This is a genomic window from Nonomuraea sp. NPDC003201 (assembly GCF_053590415.1).
In genome coordinates this window covers 1-21,834 of record NZ_JBSFTC010000193.1, presented here as the reverse complement: position 1 = coordinate 21,834, position 21,834 = coordinate 1, and the positions used below count along the sequence as shown (strand labels likewise).

Genomic DNA, 21,834 nt, shown 5'->3' with positions numbered 1-21,834 from the left:
GCCCCTCACTCCACCAGGCCGGCCGCCACAGCGGAGCCGACCTGCAACGGCTCGCGGTCGCCACCGCCACCGCGCTGGCCGCCATCCACCGGGCCGGCGTCGTGCACCGGGACTTCAAGCCCGCGAACGTCCTGCTGGGACGCGACGGGCCGCGCGTCATCGACTTCGGCATCGCCCGCGCCATGGACGCCGCGCTGACCCGTACCAGCAGCGTCGTGGGGACGCCCGCGTACATGGCGCCCGAGCAGTTCATGGGCGCCGCCGCGGGTCCGGCGGTGGACGTGTTCGCGTGGGGGGCCGTCATGGTGTACGCGGCCACCGGCGCCCCGCCGTTCGGCAACGACTCCGTGCCCGCGGTGCTCAGACGGATCCAGTACGAGGAACCGCAGCTCGGCGGGGTGCCGGAGCCGCTGCGCTCGATCGTGTACGCCTGCCTGGCCAAGGATCCGGCGGCCCGCCCGGCCATGCACGACGTCCTCTTCCAGCTGATCGGCGGCCAGGCACCTCCGCCAGGCGGTTCGGCCCATCCGGCCTCACCAGGACCGGGGTCGGGGGCCTTCCCAGGCGGCCCGGTGCCTCAAGGATCGGCGGGGCCGGGCGTGGCGCCCATGGGATCAGGACATGCGGGTCCGGGGGCGTTTGCGGGAGGGCCCGCATATGGGGCAGTCCCGGGCGGACCCCATGGGCCTGGCCCGTACCGGGGACCCGCGCAGCACCCCGGCGGCCCCTTTCCGCACCAGCCGCCGATCGCCCACCTCCGGACCAACCCCGGACGGGGATCCTCCGGCAACGGGCGCATCCTCGCGTTCCTGGCCGGCGGGACCGCGGTAGTCGTGACCGGCGCCGTGGTGGCCGCCTGGGCCTGGGCGCCGTGGTGGCCCGGCCGTGCCACCACCGCCAACATCGTCACGGCCGCCACCCCGACCGTCTCCGGCTCGGGCACCGGGGCGAAGGGGTCCGCCAAGACCCCGCACCCCACCAAGAGCACGAAGACCTCCAAGACCCCGAAAACTCCCAAAACCTCCACGACCCCCAAGGCCACCACCACGACCCGCCCCACCGCCGAGCCCACCGCCGAGCCCACCACTGAGCCCACCGCCAGCCGAACGTCCAGACCGACCGCGAAGCCCAGCACCTCCAAACCGACCGCGACCAGCGGCAGCGGCGGCGGGGTGAAGTCGGTGTCCTTCAGGTACGAGGGCTACAAGCTGAGCGACTGCTGGCGCAACGACACGAACATCTGGGCCACGGTCTCGGCCACGGGCACCTACAGCTACCGATGGCTCGTCAACGGCCAGAACCAGGGCAGGCAGGAGGGCACGTCGTCGTCGAAACCCCTGCTGCCGTCCATCACCTGGAAGGGGGCCGGGACGTACAACGTCGTCTTCGAGGTGGTCACCCCGAGGAGGTTCACGAAGAGCGCCACGGTGAAGATCTGCAGCAACAGCGAGAGCTGGGGCGAGGAGTGGCCGGACTAGCCCTGGCCCTTGGCCAGGAGCTCCTCGAACGTGGTCGCGGCGTGCCCGGTGAGCGTGGGGATCGCGTCGCCGACCCCCTCCAGCTCACCGGCGGCGATGGCCTCGTACGTCGACACCCACGCCGCCACCTGCCACGCGGGCGCGTTGTAGCCGCGGCGGGACTCGTAAGCCTCTTCGACCGTCTCCGGGTGGTACGTGATCGCGCGCCCGGTCGCCCTGGTCAGCGCGGCGGCCACCTCGTCCAGCGTCAGGGCCTGCGGCCCGGTGAGGTCGTAGGTCGCACCCTCGTGCGCGCCCGGATCCAGCAGGACCACGGCCGCCGCCTCCGCGATGTCGTCCTGGGCCACCGCAGCGACCCGCCCCTGCCCGGCCGGGCCGCGGATCACGCCGTCCTCCCCCACCATCCCCGGTAGGAAGTCGGCGTACAGGTTGTCACGCAGGAAGGTGAAGGGCAGGCCGCTGTCGCGAATGTGCTGCTCGGTGGCCCAATGGTCGCGCGCCAGCGTGAACGTGGCGTCCGGGGCGGCGCCGTAGAACGAGATGTACACCAGATGGGCGACACCGGCCTCGCGGGCGGCGTCCACGAACGTGCGATGCCGGTCGAGGCGGTCGGCGCTCTCCGACGCGGACACGAACAGCACGGTCGAGGCCCCTTCGAGAGCCCGCCGCACCGCGCCGGGATCGCCGTACTCGGCGCTGACCGCGCTCGCGCCCGCCAGCGGGGCGACACGGTCGGCCTGCCGTGAGACGAGCCGCTGCTCGACCCCGGCGGCGGCGAGCAGCGCGGCCACCCGCCCGCCGAGGCGCCCGGTCGCACCGGTGGTGACGATGAACCCCATGCGATCACCCTATTGCGCCCGGGGCTGTCAACCAGGCGTCCCCGTGCACCGTCTCCTCATGGTCCCCATCCGTCGCAAGGAGTCGCCGTGCGTGTTCTGCTGCTCGTCCCAGCCGCCACCCTGTTGCTCTCGTCTGCCGCCGCCCGGGCCGACGTCGTGGAGTACGAATGCAAGGTCCGCGCCACGGGCGAGACCCAGGACGTGAAGGTCGAGGTCGAGCTGACGGTGCCCACGGACGCGCAGGTGGGCGAGCAGATGGCCATCGGCTGGCACGGCACGTACGTGGAGGGCTCCGAGTTACGCGCACCCGCCACGGGCCTGGAGGACGACCTCAACCTGTACGCGTACGCGGGCATCAGCGGCATCGAAAAGCTGAAGTCGGCCACCGGCGTCGCCGCGATCGGGCCGATCATCCCCGGGTCTCCCGTCCCACTCCCCGCGACGACGGTCAACATGAAGACGACACCCAACAACGCGGGCACCGGCACCGTACGCGCGGCCTCCATCAACTTCGGCACCAGCCCCAGCGACCGCGCGATCGAGTGCGAGGTCAAGAACAAGGACGCCCTGACAAAGCACCCCCTCAGCATCCCCGGAACCGGCGAGACCACGAGCCCCAGCCCCAGCGAGACGGACGAGACCACAAGCGCCAGCCCCAGCGAGACGGACACGAAGACCAAGACCCCGGCTGGCGCGGCCGACACGGGTGGCGGTGGTGAGGCGGGGCCCGACGGGCGGGTGCTGGTGGGGGTGGGGGGCCTGCTCGTCCTCGCCTCCGCAACCGGCCTGGTCCTGCGGCGGCGCAGGGTTGTAGCGGGCTTGTAGCGACCCTGTAGGACCCGGGCTGATCGTTTACGGCAGAGGGGCGCGAGAAGCCCCCCTATCCCGAACAACGAGGGAGAGTCCCATGGTCAAGACTGTTCGCCGGTACGCCAAGTACGCCATCAGCACGCTGTCGACCGCGGTTTTCGTCCTCAACGGCTGACACCCAGGTGTCCCCCGGGAGCTCCGGGCCCGGGGGACACACTGCACCATCGCGACAGGAGGGCGAGGCGTGTTCGGCACAGCGGTGCGGCAACTGGGCTACGCGTGGACGATGATGTCCGGCCGCAGGTTCCGGATCAAGGACGTGCGGGCGCTGGTGGAGGACACGCGGGCGACCATGGAGGCGTTCGGATCGCCCGGCGAGGGCTCCGACGACATGCTCGCCGCCGCCGACCCGGAGATCCAGGAGGACCTCACCAAGCGGCGCCTGCGCCGCACGATCAGGCACGCCCGCGCGGAGGTCCCGTACTACCGCGCTCTCGAGTCGGACGACCTGGCCGGCGTCGCCCCCACCCCCAAGCAGGCACTGCGCGGCATGTCCGCCGCGTTCGTCTCCGAGCTGGCCCGTCCCGCCGTGCTCGCGCACACGACCGGCACGACCGGCAGCCCCACGCTCGTGTGGTTCTCCGCGTACGAGATCGAGCTGATGTCGTCGATGGCGGCGCTCGCCGCGATGCTGAACGGCGGCCTGCGCTCCGAGCACCTGTGGGCCAACGCCATCAGCTCCCGTTCCATCGCCCAGATCGTGGCCGAGCGGGCGGTGCCGATGACGGGCGCGGGCTTCGTGCACCTCGGCATGATCGATCCGCGCGCCACCCTCGACCGGCTGGCCACTCCGATGCACGTCCCCGGCAAGCAGCCCCTCATCACGCACCTGAACGTGACCGCCTCCTACCTGGCCGCGCTGGTGCAGGAGGCCGAGCGCGGCGGCTGGAGCCCGCGCGACTTCGGGCTCATCGAGGTGACATCCGGCGGCGAGGTGCTCACCGACGCGCTGCGCCTGCGCGCCGAAGAGGCCCTGGGGGCCAGGGTCTACGACGGCTACTCCATGACCGAGATCGCGCCCGTCACCGGGCGGGTGTGCGATGACGGTCACCTGCATCTGCCCTCCGACCAGGGCCTGGTCGAGGTGCTCGACCCGGTCACCATGGAGCCCGCCGGGCCGGACGCGCTCGGCGTCCTGGTCGTCACCCCGTACTCCACCTTCCGCGACACCACGCTGCTGCTCCGGTACGTCACCGGCGACCTGGTCAGAACCCTGCCCGAGCCGCCCACGTGCGCGCTGGCGGCGATCCCGGCGACCTCCCGCATCCTGGGACGCGCGGTGGACGGCGACGTGACCACCCGCGACGTGCTGGACCTGCTGCAGGCGGAACACGCGCTGCCGCTGCCGACCAGGTTCGCGGTCGAGGACGGGATCCTGCACGTCGTGTCGGGCAAGGACGACCCGGCGCTGCTCGGCCGGCTGGAGGAGCGGGCCGCCGCGACGAAGCTCAAGGGCATCGTGCTGGTCGAGAGCCCGGACGACCTGCCGCGCCCCTGCCACGTCCGGGCGGACCTGATCGAGCAGAGCTTCGAGCACGCCGCGCACCTCCCGATCGGAGTCCGATGACCGCGCACGTCCTGGGCCTGCACACGCTCATCGCGCTGACCGTCGCGCTGGCGGCCCTGTTCCTGTCCCGGTACGAGATCCCGCGACCGCCGGTCGGCAAGTTCGTCGGGTCCGACATCGCCGTCATGATCGTGGCGCTGGTGGCGATGCCGTTCGCGTACCTGCACATCCCCGTCGGCATCGTCGTGACGATCTTCGGCGTGGTGGTGTTCACGCTCGCGCAGCTCACGCTGGCGCCGGTGCTCGGCGGGCGGACGGCGGCGATCGCGGCGGCGGTGCTGGTCGGCGGCGACGTGGCCGCGTACTTCGCCGGTTGGGAGCCCGCCGTCCTCGTGCTGAACGACGTGGCGGTGATCCTGCTCGTCGTCGGCGTGGTCAACCTCTGGGTCCAGACGGCCGTCACCCCGGCCCAGGTGGCCGCCCTGGCCGCCGCGCTGACCTGCTACGACACGCTCGCCACCGGGCTCAGCTCGCTCACGCTCGACTTCGTGGCGCGGCTGGACGGGCTGCCGTTCGCGCCGGTGCTGGCCACCCGCTACGGTGCCGACGCCTCGCTCGTCGGGCTGGGCGACTGCCTCATGCTCACGTTGTGGCCGCTGGTGGCGTACAAGAGGTACGGCCGGCGCGCCGGCCGGCTGGCCGCCGGGATCGACGCCGCGCTGCTGGCCGTCGCGGCCACGGCCTTCCTGTCCGGGAGCGGCGCGATACCGCTGCTGACCCCGCTCGGCCCGCTCATCGTCGCGCAGTGGCTCTTCTGGCGCACCCGCCCCGTCCCCGCGCCGTCGCGGCCGCTGGTGGAGCGGGCGCTGGGTGAGATGATCCCCGCGGGCGGGTGGGTGGCGCTGGCCGACGGCGAGATCGTGGGCGAGGGCCCCACGCCGGGAAGCGCCCGGCGGGCGGCACGGCAGTCGGGCCTCGCAACCGTCCCCGTGGTACGGCACCGCCCGGCCGAGTAGGTCAGCCCTGGGCCTCGTTCAGGAAGCCCTCGACCTGGGCCCGTTCCGGCCCGCTCTCGAACAGCTCGGCCGACTCGCGCCACACCGCCGCCGCGCACGGGTGCTCCCCCAGCTCGGCGTACGCGCGGCCGAGCTCCCTGAGCACGCGGGCCCGCCAGGCCGGCGGCCCGCCGGGCCCGAGCCCGTCGCGGGCGGTGACCAGCAGGCCGAGCGCCTCCGCGGCGCGCCCCTGCCGCAACCGCACCTCGCCCAGCGCGTACGTGGCCAGCGCCTCCCCCAGCCCGTCCCCGCACTCGCGGAAGAGCGACCTGGCCCGGTCGAGCGCGTCCACGGCCTCGTCGAACCGCCCGAGCGCCCCCAGCGCCTCGCCGAGCCTGCGCAGCACCTTGCTGGACGCGACGCGATCCCCGATCATCTCGCTGACCACCAGGCTCTCCTGGTAGCACCACACGGCCTCGGCCACCTCGCCGCGCAGGTAGCAGGCGGTGCCCAGAGCCCGCAGCAGGTCGCCGCGGGCCCGCCGGTCCTCCCCCGCCTTGGCCAGCCGCTCCTGGCAGAGCCGCACCGCCTCGCCGTACCGGCCCAGCTCCATGTGGATCCAGACGGGCCACGTCCAGGCGTAGTCGAGCCCGCCCTCGTCACCCAGCTCCTCCAGCAGGGCGATGGCCCGGTACGCCTCCTCCAGCCCTTCCTCGAACAAACCGGCCCCGTGGAGGCAGGCCGCCCGGTTGATCAGCGCGTACGCGGCCCCGTGCGAGTCCCCGATCCGCAAGCAGTCCTGATATATCCGCTGAAAGTGCTCGCCCGCCGGCCCGTAGGCCCCGCGCGACAGCGGCACCCCGGCCAGCATCAGCTCGGCCCGCAGCGCGATCCGCTCGCTCGGCGCCGCCGCGATCACGATCCCCTGCAGCCGCTCCACGTCGTCGAAGAACCCCTCCAGGTTCAGGTACACCGACAGGTGGTGCGCCAGCTCGGCCGCCTCCTCCGCCATCCCCAGCTCGACGGCCGCCGACACGCTGTGGACGAGCGTCCTGCGCTCGGCGGCCAGCCACGCGATCCCGACCCCGTCGATCGCCTCCGCCTGGGGGAAGGGCGGCGCGGTCGGGATGGGCAGGTCCCTGGTCGCCGCCCTGAGCCGGCGCAGGCACTCCAGCACGTGCCGGGTCAGCGCCGCCCGCTGCTCCTCCAGGTCGTCCTCGACCCGGGCCCGCTCTTCGGCGTACACGCGTAACAGGTCGTGCAGGCGGTAACGCGGCTGCCCCGCCCCGTCGACCTCGCGCGAGTCGAGCATCCCCCTGGCGACCAGCGTCTCCAGCGCCGCGTCCGCCTCCAGCCCGGACGAGCCGAGCAGGGCCGCCGCCGACCACTCGGCGATGCTCCCCAGGTCGGCCAGCCCCAGCAGCCGGAACGCCCGCCGCGCCGGCTCCGGCAGGGCCGCGTAGCTCTCCCCGAACGTGCCCCGCACGTCCAGCCCGCCCACGATCAGCTCGTCGAGCCGCCGGTCCTCGAGCCTGCTGGCGAACACGCCGACCGGCCAGGACGGGCGGATCGCCAGCCGCGCGCCCGCCACCCTGATCGCCAGCGGCAGCAGCCCGCAGGCCTTCAGGATCGCCTGCGCGGCCTCCGGCGCCGCGCGGAAGCGGGCCCCGCCCGCCACCCGCTCCAGCAGCAGCCGGGCGTCGTGCTCGCCGGGCAGGTCGAGCTGCAGCCGGGTGGCCCCCTCCAGCGCGGGCAGCCGCGACCTGGACGTCACCAGCACGCAGCTGCGCGCGGTGCCCGGCAGCAGGTGGCGCACCTGCGTCTCGTCCTGGGCGTCGTCGAGCACGATGAGCACGCCCATGTCGGCCAGGCGCTGCCTGAGCAGGCTCGCCCGCTCCTCCAGCGGCCCCGGGACCAGCGTGCCGTCCACGCCCAGCGAGCGCAGCAGCTCGCCGAGCAGGTCCTCCGGCCGCCGCGGGCCGGCCGCGTCCCGGCCCAGCCGCAGGAAGACCTGCCCGTCGGGGTAGTCGGCGCGTAACAGGTGCGCCGCGTGGACGGTGAGCGTGGTCTTCCCCACTCCCGGCAGCCCCGAGACGACCACGATGGGCGGCGACATCCGCTCCGGCCGGGCCCGCGCGGCGGGGAGCAGCACGTCCAGCTCGGCCTTGCGGCCCACGAAGTCGGAGGTGTCGGCGGGCAGCTGGCACAGCGGCACGCGCGGGGAGACCGGGGCGCTCGGCGCGGGGTCGCCGGCCAGCAGGGCGGCGTGCAGGTCGGCCAACTCGCGGCCCGGCTCGATGCCCAGCTCGCTGCTGAGCACCGCGCGGGCCTGGCGGAAGGCGTCGAGCGCCTCGCTGCGCCGCCCGCTCCTGTGCAGGGCCAGCATGAGCTGCGCCCAGAGCCGCTCGCGCAGCGGGTGGGCCGCGACCAGCGTGCGCAGCTCGACCACCAGGTCCTCCCCGCCGAGCTCCAGCCGGACGTCGATCCACTCGGACCTGGCCAGGAGGAGCTGCTCCTCCAGCTCGGCGATCCTGGGCTCCATGGCGCTGCCGAGCCGGCTGTCCTCGGCGGGCCTGCCCCGCCACAGGGACACCGCCGCCTTGTAGGCCTGCTCCGCGGCCTGGTGCTCGCCCGCCTGCCGCGCGCGCCGCGCCCGGCGTACGACGTCCTCGAACGCGAGCAGGTCGAGCCGGTCGGGCGACAGCTCGCACGCGTACCCGGCGGGCTCCGTGCGCAGGCGGAGCGCGGTGCCGCTGACGACGCGGCGCAGCTGGGAGACGTACGTCTGGAGGTTCGCCACGGCCGAGCGCGGCGGGTCGTCCCAGACGGCGGCGACCAAGCGCTCGGTTGAAATCACGACATTGGGGTGGAGCAGCAGGACGCTGAGCACCGCGCGCTGCTTGGCGCTCAGCCGAACGGGCCCTTCTGCGCCTTGGACGCGTAAGGATCCCAGAATCGAGAAATCCATCGTGGCAATCTCCCCGAGGCCATCCGGACCCACGACGCAGTACATCCCTTGCCGGATGTTTTGGCAACTGCCGACCTTGACGGGTCTAGTTTGATGTCATGGGATATCTGCCGATCGGCGAACATGGGCTGATCGGCGACCTGCGAACGGTCGCCCTGGTCGGCACGGACGGCACGATCGACTGGTACTGCTGCCCGCGCTTCGACGCGCCGAGCGTGTTCGGCTCGATCCTGGACACCGAGCGGGGCGGCTGTTTCGAACTGGCCGCCGACCTCGACATACGGACCAAACAGTTCTACATCCCCGACACGAACGTGCTGGTCACCCGGTTCTTCGCGGACGAGGGCATGGCCGAGGTCCAGGACTTCATGCCGGTCGTCGAGGAGGAGACGCACGAGGCCGACCGGCACCGGCTGATCAGGCGGCTGGTCTGCGTACGCGGCTCGCTGTCGTTCCGCGTGCTGGTCGCGCCCCGGTTCGACTACGCCGCGCAGGAGCACAGCGTGCGCCTGCACGACGGCCGGGCCACGTTCGAGTCATCCGGGCTCTCCCTGACCTTGACCTCGACCGTGCCGCTGGAGAGCGACGGGCGTGACGTGCGGGCGCGGTTCACGCTCTCCGAGGGTGAGCAGGCCGTCTTCGCCCTCGACCGGTCCGACATGGGGCTCGGCCCGAAGTCGTGCGCGCTCGCCGAGGCCGAGCAGGAGATGGCCGACACGGTGCGGTTCTGGCGGTCGTGGCTGTCCGGCTCCCGTTACCGCGGCAGGTGGCGGGAGATGGTGCACCGCTCGGCGCTGACGCTGAAGCTGCTGACGTACGCGCCGACCGGCGGCATCGTCGCGGCCCCCACCACGAGCCTGCCGGAGCAGATCGGCGGCCCGCGCAACTGGGACTACCGCTACGTGTGGGTGCGCGACGCGGCCTTCTGCGTGTACGCGCTGCTGCGGCTGGGCTTCACCGAAGAGGCCGAGGCGTTCATGAACTTCCTGTCGGAGCACGTCACGCTCGGCCGCGGCGAGCAATCGGCCCCGCTGCAGATCATGTACGGCATCGACGGCCGCGTCGAGTTCCCGGAGCGCGAGCTCACCCACCTGGAGGGCTACCGCGGATCGGCCCCGGTACGCGTGGGCAACGCCGCCGCCGACCAGCTCCAGATGGACATCTACGGCGCGCTCATCGACTCCGTCTACCTGTACGACAAATGGGGCAAGCCCATCTCCAGCGACCGCTGGGACGAGCTGTGCACGCTGGTCGACTGGGTCTCCGACAACTGGGACCAGCCGGACGAAGGCATCTGGGAGACCCGCGGCGGGCGCAAGAACTTCGTCTACTCCAGGCTCATGTGCTGGGTGGCCATCGAGCGGGCCATGCGCATGGCCATCCACCGCGGGCTCCCGGCCGACATCCCGCGCTGGCGCGAGGCCCGCGACGGCATCTACCGGCAGATCATGCGGAACGGCTATTCGACCACGCTGAACGCCTTCATCCAGCATTTCGACGATGACGTGCTGGACGCGTCGGTGCTGATGATGCCCCTGGCCAAGTTCGTCTCGCCCATGGACCCGAAGTGGCTGTCCACGCTCGACGCGCTCGCCGAGGAACTGGTCTCCGACTCGCTGGTCTACCGCTACGACCCCGAGGTCAGCCCCGACGGGCTGCAGGGCTCGGAGGGCACGTTCTCGATCTGCACGTTCTGGTACGTCGAGGCGCTGGCCAGGGCGGGCCGGGTGGAGGAGGCCCGCCGGGTCTTCGACAACATCCTGAGCTACGCCAATCACCTGGGCCTGTACGCCGAGGAGATCGGGCGCTCAGGGGAGCAACTCGGCAACTTCCCCCAGGCGTTCACCCATCTGGCGCTGATCAGCGCCGCCTTCAACCTCGACCACGCCCTGGGTTGACGCGTTCCGCTCCGGCAAACTGGGCGGATGACGTCGAGTGATCATGAACCGGTCACGCCGTTCGAGGAGCGGTTGTGGGCGGCGCACCGGGACGGGCAGGACGCGCTGTGCCTGAGCCTGCTCCGCGACGCGGACCTGGCGCTGCCGATCACCACCGCCGCGGCGGGCGGGACCGAGGCCCCCGCGTGGGCGACCGCCGCCGACGCCGAGCGGACGTGGCTGCTCGCCTACACCTCTGTGGAGGCGATGCGGCTGGCCACCGGAGGCGTCGCCACGCACTGCCGCATCCTGTCGCTGGTCGAGCTGGCGGCCGGCTGGCCGGACCCGCGGTGGGGGCTGGCGATCAATCCGGGGCTGACGGCCGCCTTCATGCTGGAGTCGGGGACGGTGGCCAGGCTGGCGGTGCCCACGCTGGCCGTGGACCTCGTGCTCGATCCCGGCTCGGGGGTGCCGGCGGTCCAGAAGCTGCTGTCCCCCGCCGCCATCCATGACCTGCTGACCGGGGGCGAGCCGCGCGTCTCCGGCTACTGCCATCACGCCCTGGACGTCTCGCACATCGCGACGCCCGTCGTGCTCGCCGACGCGCTGGGGCAGCCGGACCTGCTGACCGAGAAAGGTTCGCTGAACATCCTGCGCTGGCGCCCCGTGGGCCTGGCCGGCTACCGCACCCCCTACGGCGGGACCGACGAGGAGCGCAGGGCCGCGGTGGCGGGCTGGGTGGTCGAGGAGCCGCCGTTCGTGGGGATGGGCCTGGTGCCGAACGTCGACCAGGTCATCCGCGAGTACAAGGTGTACGGCGTGGGCCTGCCGCACGGCGCGGAGATCTGGGAGCTCACCTCGGGAGGGACGGAGCACCGGCGCGCGATCTACCACGGCGACCTGGGCCGGTGGCTGCTGGTCGGGAGGCGGACGGGATGAGCTGGCACTTCTACCGGGCCCGCTGGCAGGGGGCCGACTACGTGGCCAGCCCCGAGCCGCACTCCCTGGAGCTGTGGATCCGGCTGCGCAGCCCCGAGCCGGCGGACGGGTTCGAGGAGGTCGAGCCCGGCTGCCACGTACGCCCGGTGCCCGCGTCGGAGTGCACGGCCCTGGACTTCGTGACGACGGTGTGCACCTGGCGGGGGGAGCGCTTCCACGTGCACGACGAGCGTGACGGGCGGCTGCTGCTCGAATACCTGGGCGGGTCCGCGCCCGCGGCGGTGGAGCTCGGGCTGGAGCGCGTCGAGCGGGGCGTGTACCGCCTCTGGGTGCCCCGGGCCGAGGTGACGGACCTCCACGAACACACCGAACCACTAAATGTCGGGAAACAACACTTTTGAACACACTCTTGTCTGATGGTGTTCATGTGACGGAAACTAACTAGAAACGTGGAAGTTTCGTAAGAGGATTTCCCGTAGACGGGAGGCCTGGCTTCAGGGGGTGTCATGGAGTCGCTCGACCAGCCTGATTCGGCGGCGATGAGGGCATACGCCGACGAGCTGCGCGACATGTTCCGGCAGATCCAGGACGCGGGCATGGAGCTGCACGCCCAGGCCAGAGGGGTGCAGTTCACCGAGAAGTCACGCGACGGCCTGGTGTCGGTCACGGTCGGCCCGCGCGGCGAGCTCGTCCGGCTCGACCTGGACCCGCGCATCTACCGGCGGCCGGAGGCTCGGCAGCTGGCCGACACGATCGTCGAGACGGCTCAGCGGGCGGCGGCCGGCGCCCGCGAGCGCGTCATGGAGATCCTCGAGCCGGTGATCCCCCGTGCGGAGCTCGAGGCACACCTCGACGGCGACGTCGAAACCGCCCTGACGCAACTCGCCGAGCGGATGGAGGGTGAACGATGAGGCTCTGGGACGGTACGCAGATCATCAAGCCCAGCGTGGACCGGGGGCTGTCCGAGTGGTCGACGATGGCCGAAGACCTCGAACACGAGTCGGCGAGGCTGGTCGCCCTGGTCCAGGAGGCGCTCGACGCCGCCCCGTGGGGTCCCGGCGCCGAGGGGGAAGCGTTCAGGGCCGCCCATTTCCGCAACGACGGCCCCAACCAGATGCTCAGCCAGTGCACCCAGCTGGCCAAGGAGATCACCGGCGCGGGGAGCGGGGTGCGCACGGCCGTCGACAACACCCTGAAGATGGATCTCGACATCAAGCGCGACATGGCGGCCGGGCGGGTGCGGGAAATCTGAGGCCCAGGACGTGACGGTCAATGCCGACACCGGGGTCCACGGCTCCGGCAGCAAGAACGGCGGCGGCCTTGCCGCCCCGCGGCCAGCGGTCCGCATCGACAGCGACGTCCTTCCCGCGTGGGAGACCGAGGCGCTGCCCGACTGGGTCGTCTACTGGCTGATCCCCCTGCTTTCGGCTGGGCAGAAATGGCCGGGCGCCAGCGAGAGCGGGCTGTCGAAGCTCTCCGAGGCGTACGACAAGCTGGCCGAGGGGTCCGTCAGCTCCGCGCCGGCCGCGGGCTCGGCCACGCGCGTCCTCCTGGACGGGTGGATCTCGCCCGCGACCGCGAACTTCGTCACCAGGGCCACCTTCCTGTACGGCCACGAGGGCGGGCTGGCCGGGGTGTCCGGGAACGCGCGGGCCTACTCGCAGCAGGCCAACAACTTCGCCGTCGAGACGCAGTACTCCAAGCTCTCCGTCAACGTGGCCTTCTGGGTGACGGTCGTCGCCATCGCGATCGCCCTCTTCGTCGCCTTCTTCACCGCCGGCTCCTCCACCGCGATCATCGGGCCGTACGCGGCGGGCGCCCGCGCGGCCATCACGCGGATCCTCGTCAGGCTCATGACCCTGGGCGGCAGGGAGCTTGGCGTGAGGCAACTGGCCAGGGTGACCGCGCTCAGCGGCGCCACCGGGCGCGGCCTCATCGCCAGGCTGCTGGCCTCGCCGATCGGCCGGGAGCTGATCGAGGAGATCGGCGAGGAGTTCTTCATCGACGCGGCCTCCCAGTACCAGCAGCTCCAGATGGGCACCGTGCAGGACTGGGACGTGAACAAGTCGGCCGCCTCGGTCATCGGCGCGGGCGGCGGCGCGCTCTTCGGCACGGCGCTGGCCGGGCCCGTGTCCCAGATCACCAGCCACGTGCCGGGATTCGCGGGCCGCGCCCTCACCACGGGTCTCACCAACACGATCGCCTCCCCGGCCGGCAGCTTCATCGCCAACGGCGTGGTCTACGACCAGTGGCAGAACCCGTTCACGGCCGATTCCCTCCTGGGCGGCTTCATGGGCGGCGCCGGGCGTACCGGGACGATCAGCCCGTTCAACCCCGAGGTCTACACGGCGCTGGCGCACCCGGTCACCTCTCTCGCCTCCGCCTACGACCTCGCCGCGCAGACCGACGCCGGCCGCGCGGCGGGTGGCCCGCCCGGGGGCCCGGCGGACGGGAACACGTCGGGCGGCGGCCCCACGAACGGCGGCCCCCAGCCCGGCATGCCCGGAGCCGTGCGCCAGCCCGACCCCGCGGGGCCCACCACCGTGAGGTCCGGCGGGCAGGCGACCCCGAGGCCCGACGCTCCGGCGACGCCGAGGGCCGACGGCGGCCGGGACGGCGACGGCCGGCGCAACCCCGCCGCACCGGACCCGGACGCGTCGTCGCAGCGGCGAACCTCCAGGGGTGAGGACCCCGACCAGACAGACCCGAATGCGACAACACCCGACCAAGCGGACCCGAGTGCGGCGGCACCCGACGAGACGGACTCGAGTGCGGCGGCACCCTCCCAGGACGACGCCGCGTCGCAGCCCGCCGGCGACGCGGGCCCGCGACCGGACGACGCCTCGGGACGTGCCGGGCAACCCTCAGCCACGGGCCAGGCGCCGGACGGCACCCCCGCGCCCGACGCCGACCCGGCCCAGCCGGACAACGGCGCCGCCCAACCAGACAACAACCCCGCCCAGCCGGACGCCAACCAGGCAACCCCGGACAACCCGGCACAGCCCGACAACAGCCCCGCCCAGCCCGACGGCCAGACGGTGCCCGACGCCCAGGCCGCGACCGGCTCGACGCAGCTCGCCGACGACGGCTCCGGGCAGCCGGTCACCTCCCTCAACGGGTCGGCCCCGGCCGGTCAGCCCATGCCCGCCGCCGTCCGAGCCCGTACGGCGCTGATCGGCGCGCTCGCCGCGAACTTCCCCGACGCGGTGGTCGGTCCGGAGGGCGACCTCCTCATCTCCACCCCCAACGGCGTGCGCGTGATCTCCGCGGCCACCATGGGCCGCGTCCGCTCCGCGCTGGACATGCGGGCCGAGGAGGTCCAGGACCTCTCGGAGCTGCAGGCGGAGGCCGCCGCCATGCTGGCGGTCGTCCAGGGCGAGGACGTCGTCCAGGCCGGGCAGCCGACCGCCCCCGCGGCGGCCCCGGCCCCCGACGCCGCACCGGCGCACACGAGCAAGCCGGGCACGGTCACGTCGCGGCCGGTGCCCGGCACCAGGTACGTCCCCAACGGCCGCCAGGGCCCCGACCTGGACTTCGACGAGGTGTACGACGCGGTCGCCGAGCTGCTCGCGGCCCACTTCCTCGACCAGGGCGTGACGGGCTTCAGCTGGTCGCAGGACGGCCGGACGCTGGCGGTCCACACGGCGACGGACGGCACCCACTACTTCAGCCCCGTCATCGGCGGCCTGTCCCCGAACCTGATGGGCGAGACCGAGGTCAGGACCGGCAGGACCGAGGACGACGCCCATCTCGTCCACTTCAACCCGCGCGTCGCCACCGACCAGCTGCCCAGGGTCTGGCTGCACGAGATCACCGACACCCTGCAGAAGCTGCGGACGGCCGGCGAGGGCGGCCGGCGAAGCATCCTGCCGCGCAAGAGCGACGGCGAGGCCAAGCAGAACGCGTGCGTGCGCGCCTGGCTCAACGAGCTGGCGTACCTGGCCGACAAATGGCACCAGGCCCAGACGCTCCCGGAGAAGCGGCTCATCGCCGTCGACATCGACGGTGTGGCCCGCCAGCTGCGCGAACACGGCCAGACCCCGCCCCTGCCGCCGTGGGCCCCCACACAGGGCACCCGGCCGTCCCTCGCGCCCCCCTTACCCGGCCCCAACCCGTCCGCCGAGGACGTACAGGCCGTCATCGACGCGCTGGTCCAGGCCGAGCAGGCGCTCAAGATCCAGATCCAGTCGAAGACGAACAGCGCAGAAGAGGCGCGCAAGAAGGCCCGCCAGGCCACGCGGGACGCTCGCAAGGCGCTGAAGCAGCACGATCAGGGCCGCTTCGAGCGGGCGCGCAAGGCACGGCAGGAGAACCGCGCGCACCGCGCCACGCAGGCGCGGCACACCAGGATCGCGAAGGCGTACGGCCCCGCCCTGGCACAGGCGACGCAGACGAGAAAGGCCTACGAGCAACTGCTGTCGGCGATGCGCCGGACAGGAGCGCCCACCCGGCCCGGCGAGGTCGGCATGGCCTCCATCGCCCGATCGCTGGCGAATGAGGCCGGGCGGCGCCACCGGGGCTATCTGAACGCCCTGTCAGCGGCGCTGCCGCAGCAGGACAGCCTGTCCATGGCCATGCCGACGGGCCCGCTCGCCCATCACACCGCTCTCACCACCGCCGTCAACAACGTCCTGGAACGCCACAAGATCGGCTACCAGTTCAGCACGGACGAGCTGGAGCGCGCCCTGCGCGCCGACTTCCACAAGCTCGTCTCCCCCGACGGCGTCGTGCTGCGGGTGGGCCGCGGCAGCAACGCGGCGGAGGTGCGGGTCAAGCTCTCCCTCGCCGACCTCGTCGAAGTGCTCGACCCGGGCGTCAAGGCGTCGGAGACGATGGTGGGCCTGTTCTTCCAGGCCGGCCGTACGGTCACCGCCACCGAGTCCGGCAGCGGCGGGCTGCCCCTCGGCTTCAACACGGCCGTCCTGGCGCAGCTCCTGCCCGAGGGCGAATGGGCCAGGACGCTGACCGAGATGCTCGGGGTCGGCGTCGGGGTCGTGGCCGGCCGGAACTGGTCGGCGACGGGCGGCGCGGGGATGTACGCGCAGGGCGGCTCCGTCGCCGACAACAGGAGCGAGTCGCTGCTGTTCGACGCCGCCGCGACGTGGACCGTCGAGATCCGCACGCGGAAGACGGACGGCTGGCAGAAGGCCGCCGTCGTGAACTCCGGCGCACCCGGCGACGCCGCCGGGCAGCGGCTGTGGGTCTCGCACTCCTTCACCGACCAGGCGCCGCGGAAGCTGGCCTGGATCGACGACGCCAAGCGCGACGACAAGCTCCCCAACCACGTCATCACCAGCATGACCGGCCTGGAAGGCGCGCTGGACACGGTCGCCGGGGCGCTGGGCGGGCTGTACAACCAGGTCGGCGCCATCCCCCACGACCAGCTGCGGACCTTCGTGACCGAGGAGCTGCCCCACCGGCTCCGCGACGCGGTCAACGGCGATCTGGAGCGCGTCTTCACCAGGAACGGCAAGCCGCACGCGAGAGTACGCGCCGAGACCCGCGTCGTGCTGGTGGCGAGCGAGCCGCTCGGCGGGGCGAGCGCCGAGGAGTGGGAGGAGGAGGTGCTCGTCGACTTCGCCGCGACGCCGGGCGGGGCGTCGTCCGGCGGGTCGCTGGAAGCGAGCGCCTCGGCCGGGCTCACCCATCCCGCGCTGCAGGAGATCGACGGGTTCGGCAGCTACGAGCCCAGCATCGGGCCGCGGGTCCGCGGCTCCAGGTCGGCGTCGCGGTCGTACTCGGCCACCGCCAACCAGCAGGCGATCCACCCGAGCGTGCACCGGAAGACCAGCCCCAAGCAGAGCTACCGGCTCGCGCTGGAGACCACGTTCATCGTGGAGGAGTTCGGCAAGCCGCCCGTCAAGCTCCGGCCGATGCGCAGCGCGGCGGTGGTCACCATGCGGGAGTCGGCCGCCTACCGCTTCGGCCTGCCCGTCGATCAGGACGCGCTGGTGTATCACGACGGCCGGCCGCTGCTCGACGCGGACGGCAACCAGGTGCTGCGGGGCGACCCGCGCCCCGGCCCGCCCCCCGGCCGCAAGCCCGAGCTGCCCTCCTGGCTCGGCGACGGCCCCGGCCAGATGCGGGGCGTCGGCCCCGGCCTCGTCCAGGACATCGACGGGCTGGCCGAGGTCAGGCAGAAGGTGATGGACCAGCTCGCCGACCGTGGCATCATCCCGAAGACCGTGAACGACGTCCGGCAGTACGCGTCCAACCCGCTCGCCCGCGCAGCCCAGATCCTCAACCTGCAGGAGGTCACCGAGCAGCTGTCCGAGCACCGGATCAGGTCCGGCTACGACACCCTGGCCCAGGAGGGCATCGCCGTCGACCTGGTGACGCACGGCCTGAACGGCGCCCCTGAGCACCACATGCTGCACATTTCGCTGAAGCAGGACTTCAAGAACTACCGCTACATCGGGTACACGGACTCGGAGACGGTGGTCAACCTCGACATCGGCTCCGACACCTCGGCCCGGGCCGTCAGCCAGTCCAGGACGTACGGCGGCGGCGCCTCGGTCGCCGAGAGCGACGGCCCCGACAAGGGACACGACGGGCTGTCGCACGAGGTGGGCGTCAGCGCCGGCGGAAACCGCACCCGTACGGCGGGTTCGAGCGTCGGCAGCACGGTTAACGTGGTGAGCCTGCACGAGAGCACCGGCCCGGTCGCGATCTTCTCCGTGGGCCACGACCTGAAGGTCGATCTCGTGCACGACGGGGAGACGACCCCCCTGGCGTCCGGCAGGGGCTCGGCCAGGCTGCTGTTCGCGGCGGACCTCCTCCCCGCGAAGGACGGCTCGGCGCCCGCGCCCATCGGCAAGGTGTCGAAGAAGGTGCTGTCCAGGGCGAAGCTCGTCCACTGGGACGCGCACGGCAGCCTGCAGACCGCCGCGAAGAAGGTGCAGCCGGGGAGCATGCGCCAGGACTCGGTGGCGTACCAGATGTTCATGGCGGTCCTGGGCGTGCGCAACCTCGTCTCGCACCCCAGGATGCTGATGAGGCTGCTCACCACCGGCCTCGCCGTCCGCCCGCAGGGGACGCCCACCCAGGCGTCCATGACGGTGACGGGCGAGGTCGGCGAAATGGAGGTGCTGGGCGTCATCGACCACGTGAAGGGAGAGATCCTCTTCGGGCTCGGCAGCGCCGGCGTCTCCTGGGGCGGATCGTCGGGTCACTCCGTCGGCGCCTCGACCAGCGTCTCCGACCTCGACGACGGCGGCACGACGAGCGACAGCGGCTCGCTCTCGCTGCCCTCACGGTCGGGAGGCACCTCCGTCTCCACCTCGGTCCTCGACATCTGGGGCGACGAGGGGCTCTCGATCGACTTCGGCCGTCAGATCCTCCTCCGGGCCACCGCGGACCTCACGGTCACCGGCTCGGAGAGCATGGCGCACGCGGTGCCGCTGGCGGGCCGGCTCCCGAGCGGCGAGCACGAACCGGCCACGGCGCAGGGCACCGGGCTGTTCATGCTCTCCGAGGACGACGCGCTGGTGATGTACGCCGAAGGCGAGCTCCCGCTGCCCGGCCCCCTGGTGGGCGACGCCGTCGAGCGCTTCCTCAACGGCAGCATGAAGCTCGACCCGAGCCTCGCCGTGCCCCTGGTCCAGCGCTACATCATGGACGTGGCCAAGGCGCGGGCCGCCGGCGAGGACGTGGGGTACGCCGCGCGGCACACCCCGCAGGCCCTGCTGGAGAAGATCCAGGAGCTGACGGGCCTCGGCCCGGCGGCCACCACGGCCCAACAGGGAAACGGGCAGCAGCAGCTCGACCAGACGCTGAGCGAGGCGACGGACCTGATCGACCGCTCCAGGGACGTCGTGCTGGCGCCGTCGTACGACGGGACGGTGGGCCTGGGCACCGTGGAGTCGCTCGACCTGACCGACGAACAGGGCAATCCCGTCGACATGATGGATGCGGTGCTGAACGCCGTGCGCGCCGCCCACCCCGAGGCCGTGGACGAGAGCCCGACCCTGCTCGACGAGCTGAGCGTCGACTTCTCCAGTGACGCCGCGCTGATCCACGTCAACGACATGTGGTCGACGCAGGGCTACGAGAAGAGCTACCACGTCCAGGTCGGCGCGCAGACCGCGCAGGCCGAGGAGGTGACGGTCACGGCCCGGCTGGTGTACGACAACCCGGAGGACTCCCGCCGGGGCCGGTTCCTCACGCACACCTCGCAGGCCGGTGTCATCAGGCAGCGCTACCGCTACACCGACCTGTCGCACTCCGAGTCGTACAACGGCTCCTACTCGGCGGGCCTGAACCAGGGCAGCGTGGACAACGGCGACGGCCACGGCGTCGGCGTGGGGACGGACCGGGGCCGCTCGTACTCGGGCTCCACCAACCGGCAGGGAACGCGGCTGCAGCGGATGGCCGTGTTCAACGGCATGAACCGGGTCGAGCAGACGATGACGCTGGTCATCGAGGTCACGCGCAGGCCGGTGCGCGCGGGCAGGTTCCGGTCCGCGGCCCGCCGCGCCGCGGACGCGCTCCGGCGCATCCTCCGCGTCGCGCCCCCGGTCAAGTACCGCGCCGTACTCGTGCGGCGCATCCCGACCGGCATGATCCGGCCCGTCGGCGAGGACCCGGGGCCGGTCACCCCCGTGATCGACCCCCGGCTGGTCGAGCTGCGTCCCGGCTACTTCCCCGACAGGCTGCGGAAGCACGCCGGCAAACCCCTCCTCTTCGACATCATCACCTCGCGGTTCGCGAAGATGCTGGGTGCCGCCTCGGTCGCGGAACGCCGGGCCGAGCTGGTCAAGCGGCTGTCCCACGACGCCCTGCTGACCGGGTTCGAGCGGATGGCGGGGCCCGCCGGCCTCGTCGTGCCGCTGGCCAGGCAGAAGTTCAAGGACCAGGGCGCGCAGGTCACGATCCGGGCCCGCCTGTCGGACTTCACCATCATCGCCGGGCCCATCGACGCGGAGAAGGGCGAGGTCGACAGGGCGGCCGACGCCCAGAACGCGACGGTGTCCCGCGGCCGTACGCTGCCCGTCGGCACGAGCGGCAGCATGAGCGACGGCGAGTCCGGCCTCGACGGCGGTGTGCGGGCCGGCGAGCAGGCGTCCGAGAGCGTGTCGGACCACCACGGGGCGCGCCGCGAGCGCAGCAAGTTCGAGCAGGGCAAGGCCTACGTCGTCCGGCTCAGGGTGGACTACGACCTCACCTTCGAGCACGTGGCGCGGCTGCGGGACGGCAACGAGCACCCCGTCGGCGATCCCGTCCACATGGCGGGGGCCACCAGCGGCGAGATCGACGTGACGCTCTTCGAGGACGAGATCGCGGAGCTGCGCTCCCGGGTGGAGTCGAACGTGCGGCTCACACCCTCGGTCGATCCCGGCTGGACGACGTTCTCGTTCGCTCCGGCCGAGAGCCGCTCCGGGTTGATCCAGATCCTCCAGGACGCGCGACTGGCCGCCCGCGAACGCGGCATGGTGGCCCGGGTCGCGATCCGGGAGGCGGACGGGATCCACCGGTACGAGGCCGCCCCCGACGGCACGATCCACAGCACGACGCCCGACGGCGGCTTCGCCGAGGCGTTCGCCACCCTTCCGCCCAACCTGCTGGACGCCGCCGACCAGGCGGGCCTCGACCTGCGCCACGTCTTCATGAACTCCCACGAGCCCGGCACGTTCGTCCATCAGGTCAGGGCCGCACTGATGGCACAGGGCATCCTGCTCGCCGACGTCGACAAGTCGGTGTGGCCCGGCGACCGGGAGGCGCCGAGCCCGACGGCGGGCGGGAGCGTCGCCCAGGGGCTGACGCCCGGCGGCATGCCCTCCCCCGCGATCGAGGGCACGCCCTTCAGCCGGTTGGGCCGCCCCGACGGGGTCCCCGACCTGACCACGGGCGAGCTGCGCAACCAGAACATCACCCTCGGCGACCTGGGCGGCGCCGCCGCGCACGTCGCCTGGAACGGCGACACGCTGACCGTCCAGGTCCCCAACGCGCCCGACCAGCACGTCCGCGTGCTGATCGGGGAACCGGGCGCAGGCAACGACGCCTCCACCGAGCTGCGCGCGGGCACGCCGGACGACCCGCACGTCATGCGCTTCTGGCCGCGCGTGCACCCGGACGTGGTGTCGTCGGTCCTGGTGCACGAGCTCTCGCACGTCCTGCAGGAGACGCTCGCCGCGTCGTCGGGCGCGCCGCAGGGCGTGATCAGGACCGCCTTGTCGGAACACCAGGCCGAGGGCACCGACTACTGCCTGCTCCCCCGCCTGAACGAGCACGCCCACCTGTCGCGCAAGTGGCACGCGACCTCCGACCCGGCCACGCGCGCGGTCCTGGCCGACGCGATCGACGCCATCGCGGCCGACCTCGAACGCCGCGGCCACACCCCGCCCGCGCCACCGTGGGGAACG

12 protein-coding genes are annotated in these 21,834 nt (G+C 72.5%); 10 read left to right on the top strand and 2 right to left on the bottom strand.

The genetic code is table 11. From position 1 onward, the window contains the following. Positions 1-1,478, top strand: a 1,478-nt coding sequence (locus ACWDX9_RS41980; RefSeq protein WP_449964757.1) for a serine/threonine protein kinase, incomplete at its 5' end; no start/stop codon positions are given. Here the strand turns inward: ACWDX9_RS41980 and ACWDX9_RS41975 are convergent. Next, positions 1,475-2,317, bottom strand: coding sequence for an SDR family oxidoreductase (locus ACWDX9_RS41975; RefSeq protein WP_449964754.1), 843 nt, complete (start codon positions 2,315-2,317; stop codon positions 1,475-1,477). The two genes, ACWDX9_RS41980 and ACWDX9_RS41975, sit on opposite strands and share 4 nt — an antisense overlap. 87 nt (positions 2,318-2,404) lie before the next feature. On the opposite strand from ACWDX9_RS41975, the gene ACWDX9_RS41970 reads away from it, so the two are divergent. The 3 genes from ACWDX9_RS41970 to ACWDX9_RS41960 all read left to right on the top strand — a co-directional run bounded on the left by ACWDX9_RS41970 (position 2,405) and on the right by ACWDX9_RS41960 (position 5,710). Then, positions 2,405-3,142, top strand: coding sequence for a hypothetical protein (locus tag ACWDX9_RS41970; RefSeq protein WP_449964752.1), 738 nt, complete (start codon positions 2,405-2,407; stop codon positions 3,140-3,142). Positions 3,143-3,371: 229 nt separating this feature from the next. Continuing rightward, entirely contained in the window at positions 3,372-4,754 is a 1,383-nt protein-coding gene (locus ACWDX9_RS41965; RefSeq protein WP_449964750.1) for a phenylacetate--CoA ligase family protein, read from the top strand. Beyond that, positions 4,751-5,710 (top strand): hypothetical protein, encoded by a 960-nt coding sequence (locus tag ACWDX9_RS41960; protein WP_449964748.1) that lies wholly within the window; start codon positions 4,751-4,753, stop codon positions 5,708-5,710. The genes ACWDX9_RS41965 and ACWDX9_RS41960 overlap by 4 nt, the downstream gene beginning before the upstream one ends. A 1-nt stretch (position 5,711) precedes the next feature. Here the strand turns inward: ACWDX9_RS41960 and ACWDX9_RS41955 are convergent, their stop codons facing one another. Next, on the bottom strand, positions 5,712-8,657 hold the full coding sequence (locus tag ACWDX9_RS41955; RefSeq protein WP_449964746.1) for a BTAD domain-containing putative transcriptional regulator: 2,946 nt from the start codon (positions 8,655-8,657) through the stop codon (positions 5,712-5,714). 98 nt (positions 8,658-8,755) lie between these two features. Between ACWDX9_RS41955 and ACWDX9_RS41950 the strand changes: the two genes are divergently transcribed. The 6 genes from ACWDX9_RS41950 to ACWDX9_RS41925 all read left to right on the top strand — a co-directional run. Then, positions 8,756-10,555 carry a glycoside hydrolase family 15 protein gene (locus ACWDX9_RS41950; protein ID WP_449964745.1) on the top strand — a complete coding sequence of 600 codons (1,800 nt, stop codon included), beginning with the start codon at positions 8,756-8,758 and terminating at the stop codon, positions 10,553-10,555. Between the two features lie 27 nt (positions 10,556-10,582). After that, positions 10,583-11,473 carry an SseB family protein gene (locus ACWDX9_RS41945; protein WP_449964742.1) on the top strand — a complete coding sequence of 297 codons (891 nt, stop codon included), beginning with the start codon at positions 10,583-10,585 and terminating at the stop codon, positions 11,471-11,473. Further along, complete coding sequence (locus ACWDX9_RS41940) at positions 11,470-11,874, top strand: hypothetical protein (RefSeq protein WP_449964739.1); 405 nt, start codon at positions 11,470-11,472, stop codon at positions 11,872-11,874. The genes ACWDX9_RS41945 and ACWDX9_RS41940 overlap by 4 nt, the downstream gene beginning before the upstream one ends. 105 nt (positions 11,875-11,979) lie before the next feature. Next, positions 11,980-12,384 carry a YbaB/EbfC family nucleoid-associated protein gene (locus ACWDX9_RS41935; RefSeq protein WP_449964736.1) on the top strand — a complete coding sequence of 135 codons (405 nt, stop codon included), beginning with the start codon at positions 11,980-11,982 and terminating at the stop codon, positions 12,382-12,384. Next, the gene (locus tag ACWDX9_RS41930; RefSeq protein WP_449964733.1) at positions 12,381-12,725 is read left to right on the top strand and encodes a hypothetical protein; all 345 of its coding nucleotides are present in this window, start codon (positions 12,381-12,383) and stop codon (positions 12,723-12,725) included. The genes ACWDX9_RS41935 and ACWDX9_RS41930 overlap by 4 nt, the downstream gene beginning before the upstream one ends. Before the next feature lie 10 nt (positions 12,726-12,735). Further along, positions 12,736-21,834, top strand: a 9,099-nt coding sequence (locus ACWDX9_RS41925) for a WXG100-like domain-containing protein (protein WP_449964730.1), incomplete at its 3' end; no start/stop codon positions are given.

Bases quoted from the DNA above. Each gene is read 5' to 3' on its own strand.
- ACWDX9_RS41935 (WP_449964736.1), top strand. From the start codon at position 11,980: ATGGAGTCGCTCGACCAGCCTGATTCGGCGGCGATGAGGGCATACGCC.
- ACWDX9_RS41945 (WP_449964742.1), top strand. From the start codon at position 10,583: ATGACGTCGAGTGATCATGAACCGGTCACGCCGTTCGAGGAGCGGTTG.
- ACWDX9_RS41940 (WP_449964739.1), top strand. From the start codon at position 11,470: ATGAGCTGGCACTTCTACCGGGCCCGCTGGCAGGGGGCCGACTACGTG.
- ACWDX9_RS41950 (WP_449964745.1), top strand. From the start codon at position 8,756: ATGGGATATCTGCCGATCGGCGAACATGGGCTGATCGGCGACCTGCGA.
- ACWDX9_RS41930 (WP_449964733.1), top strand. From the start codon at position 12,381: ATGAGGCTCTGGGACGGTACGCAGATCATCAAGCCCAGCGTGGACCGG.
- ACWDX9_RS41975 (WP_449964754.1), bottom strand. From the start codon at position 2,317: ATGGGGTTCATCGTCACCACCGGTGCGACCGGGCGCCTCGGCGGGCGG.
- ACWDX9_RS41955 (WP_449964746.1), bottom strand. From the start codon at position 8,657: ATGGATTTCTCGATTCTGGGATCCTTACGCGTCCAAGGCGCAGAAGGG.
- ACWDX9_RS41960 (WP_449964748.1), top strand. From the start codon at position 4,751: ATGACCGCGCACGTCCTGGGCCTGCACACGCTCATCGCGCTGACCGTC.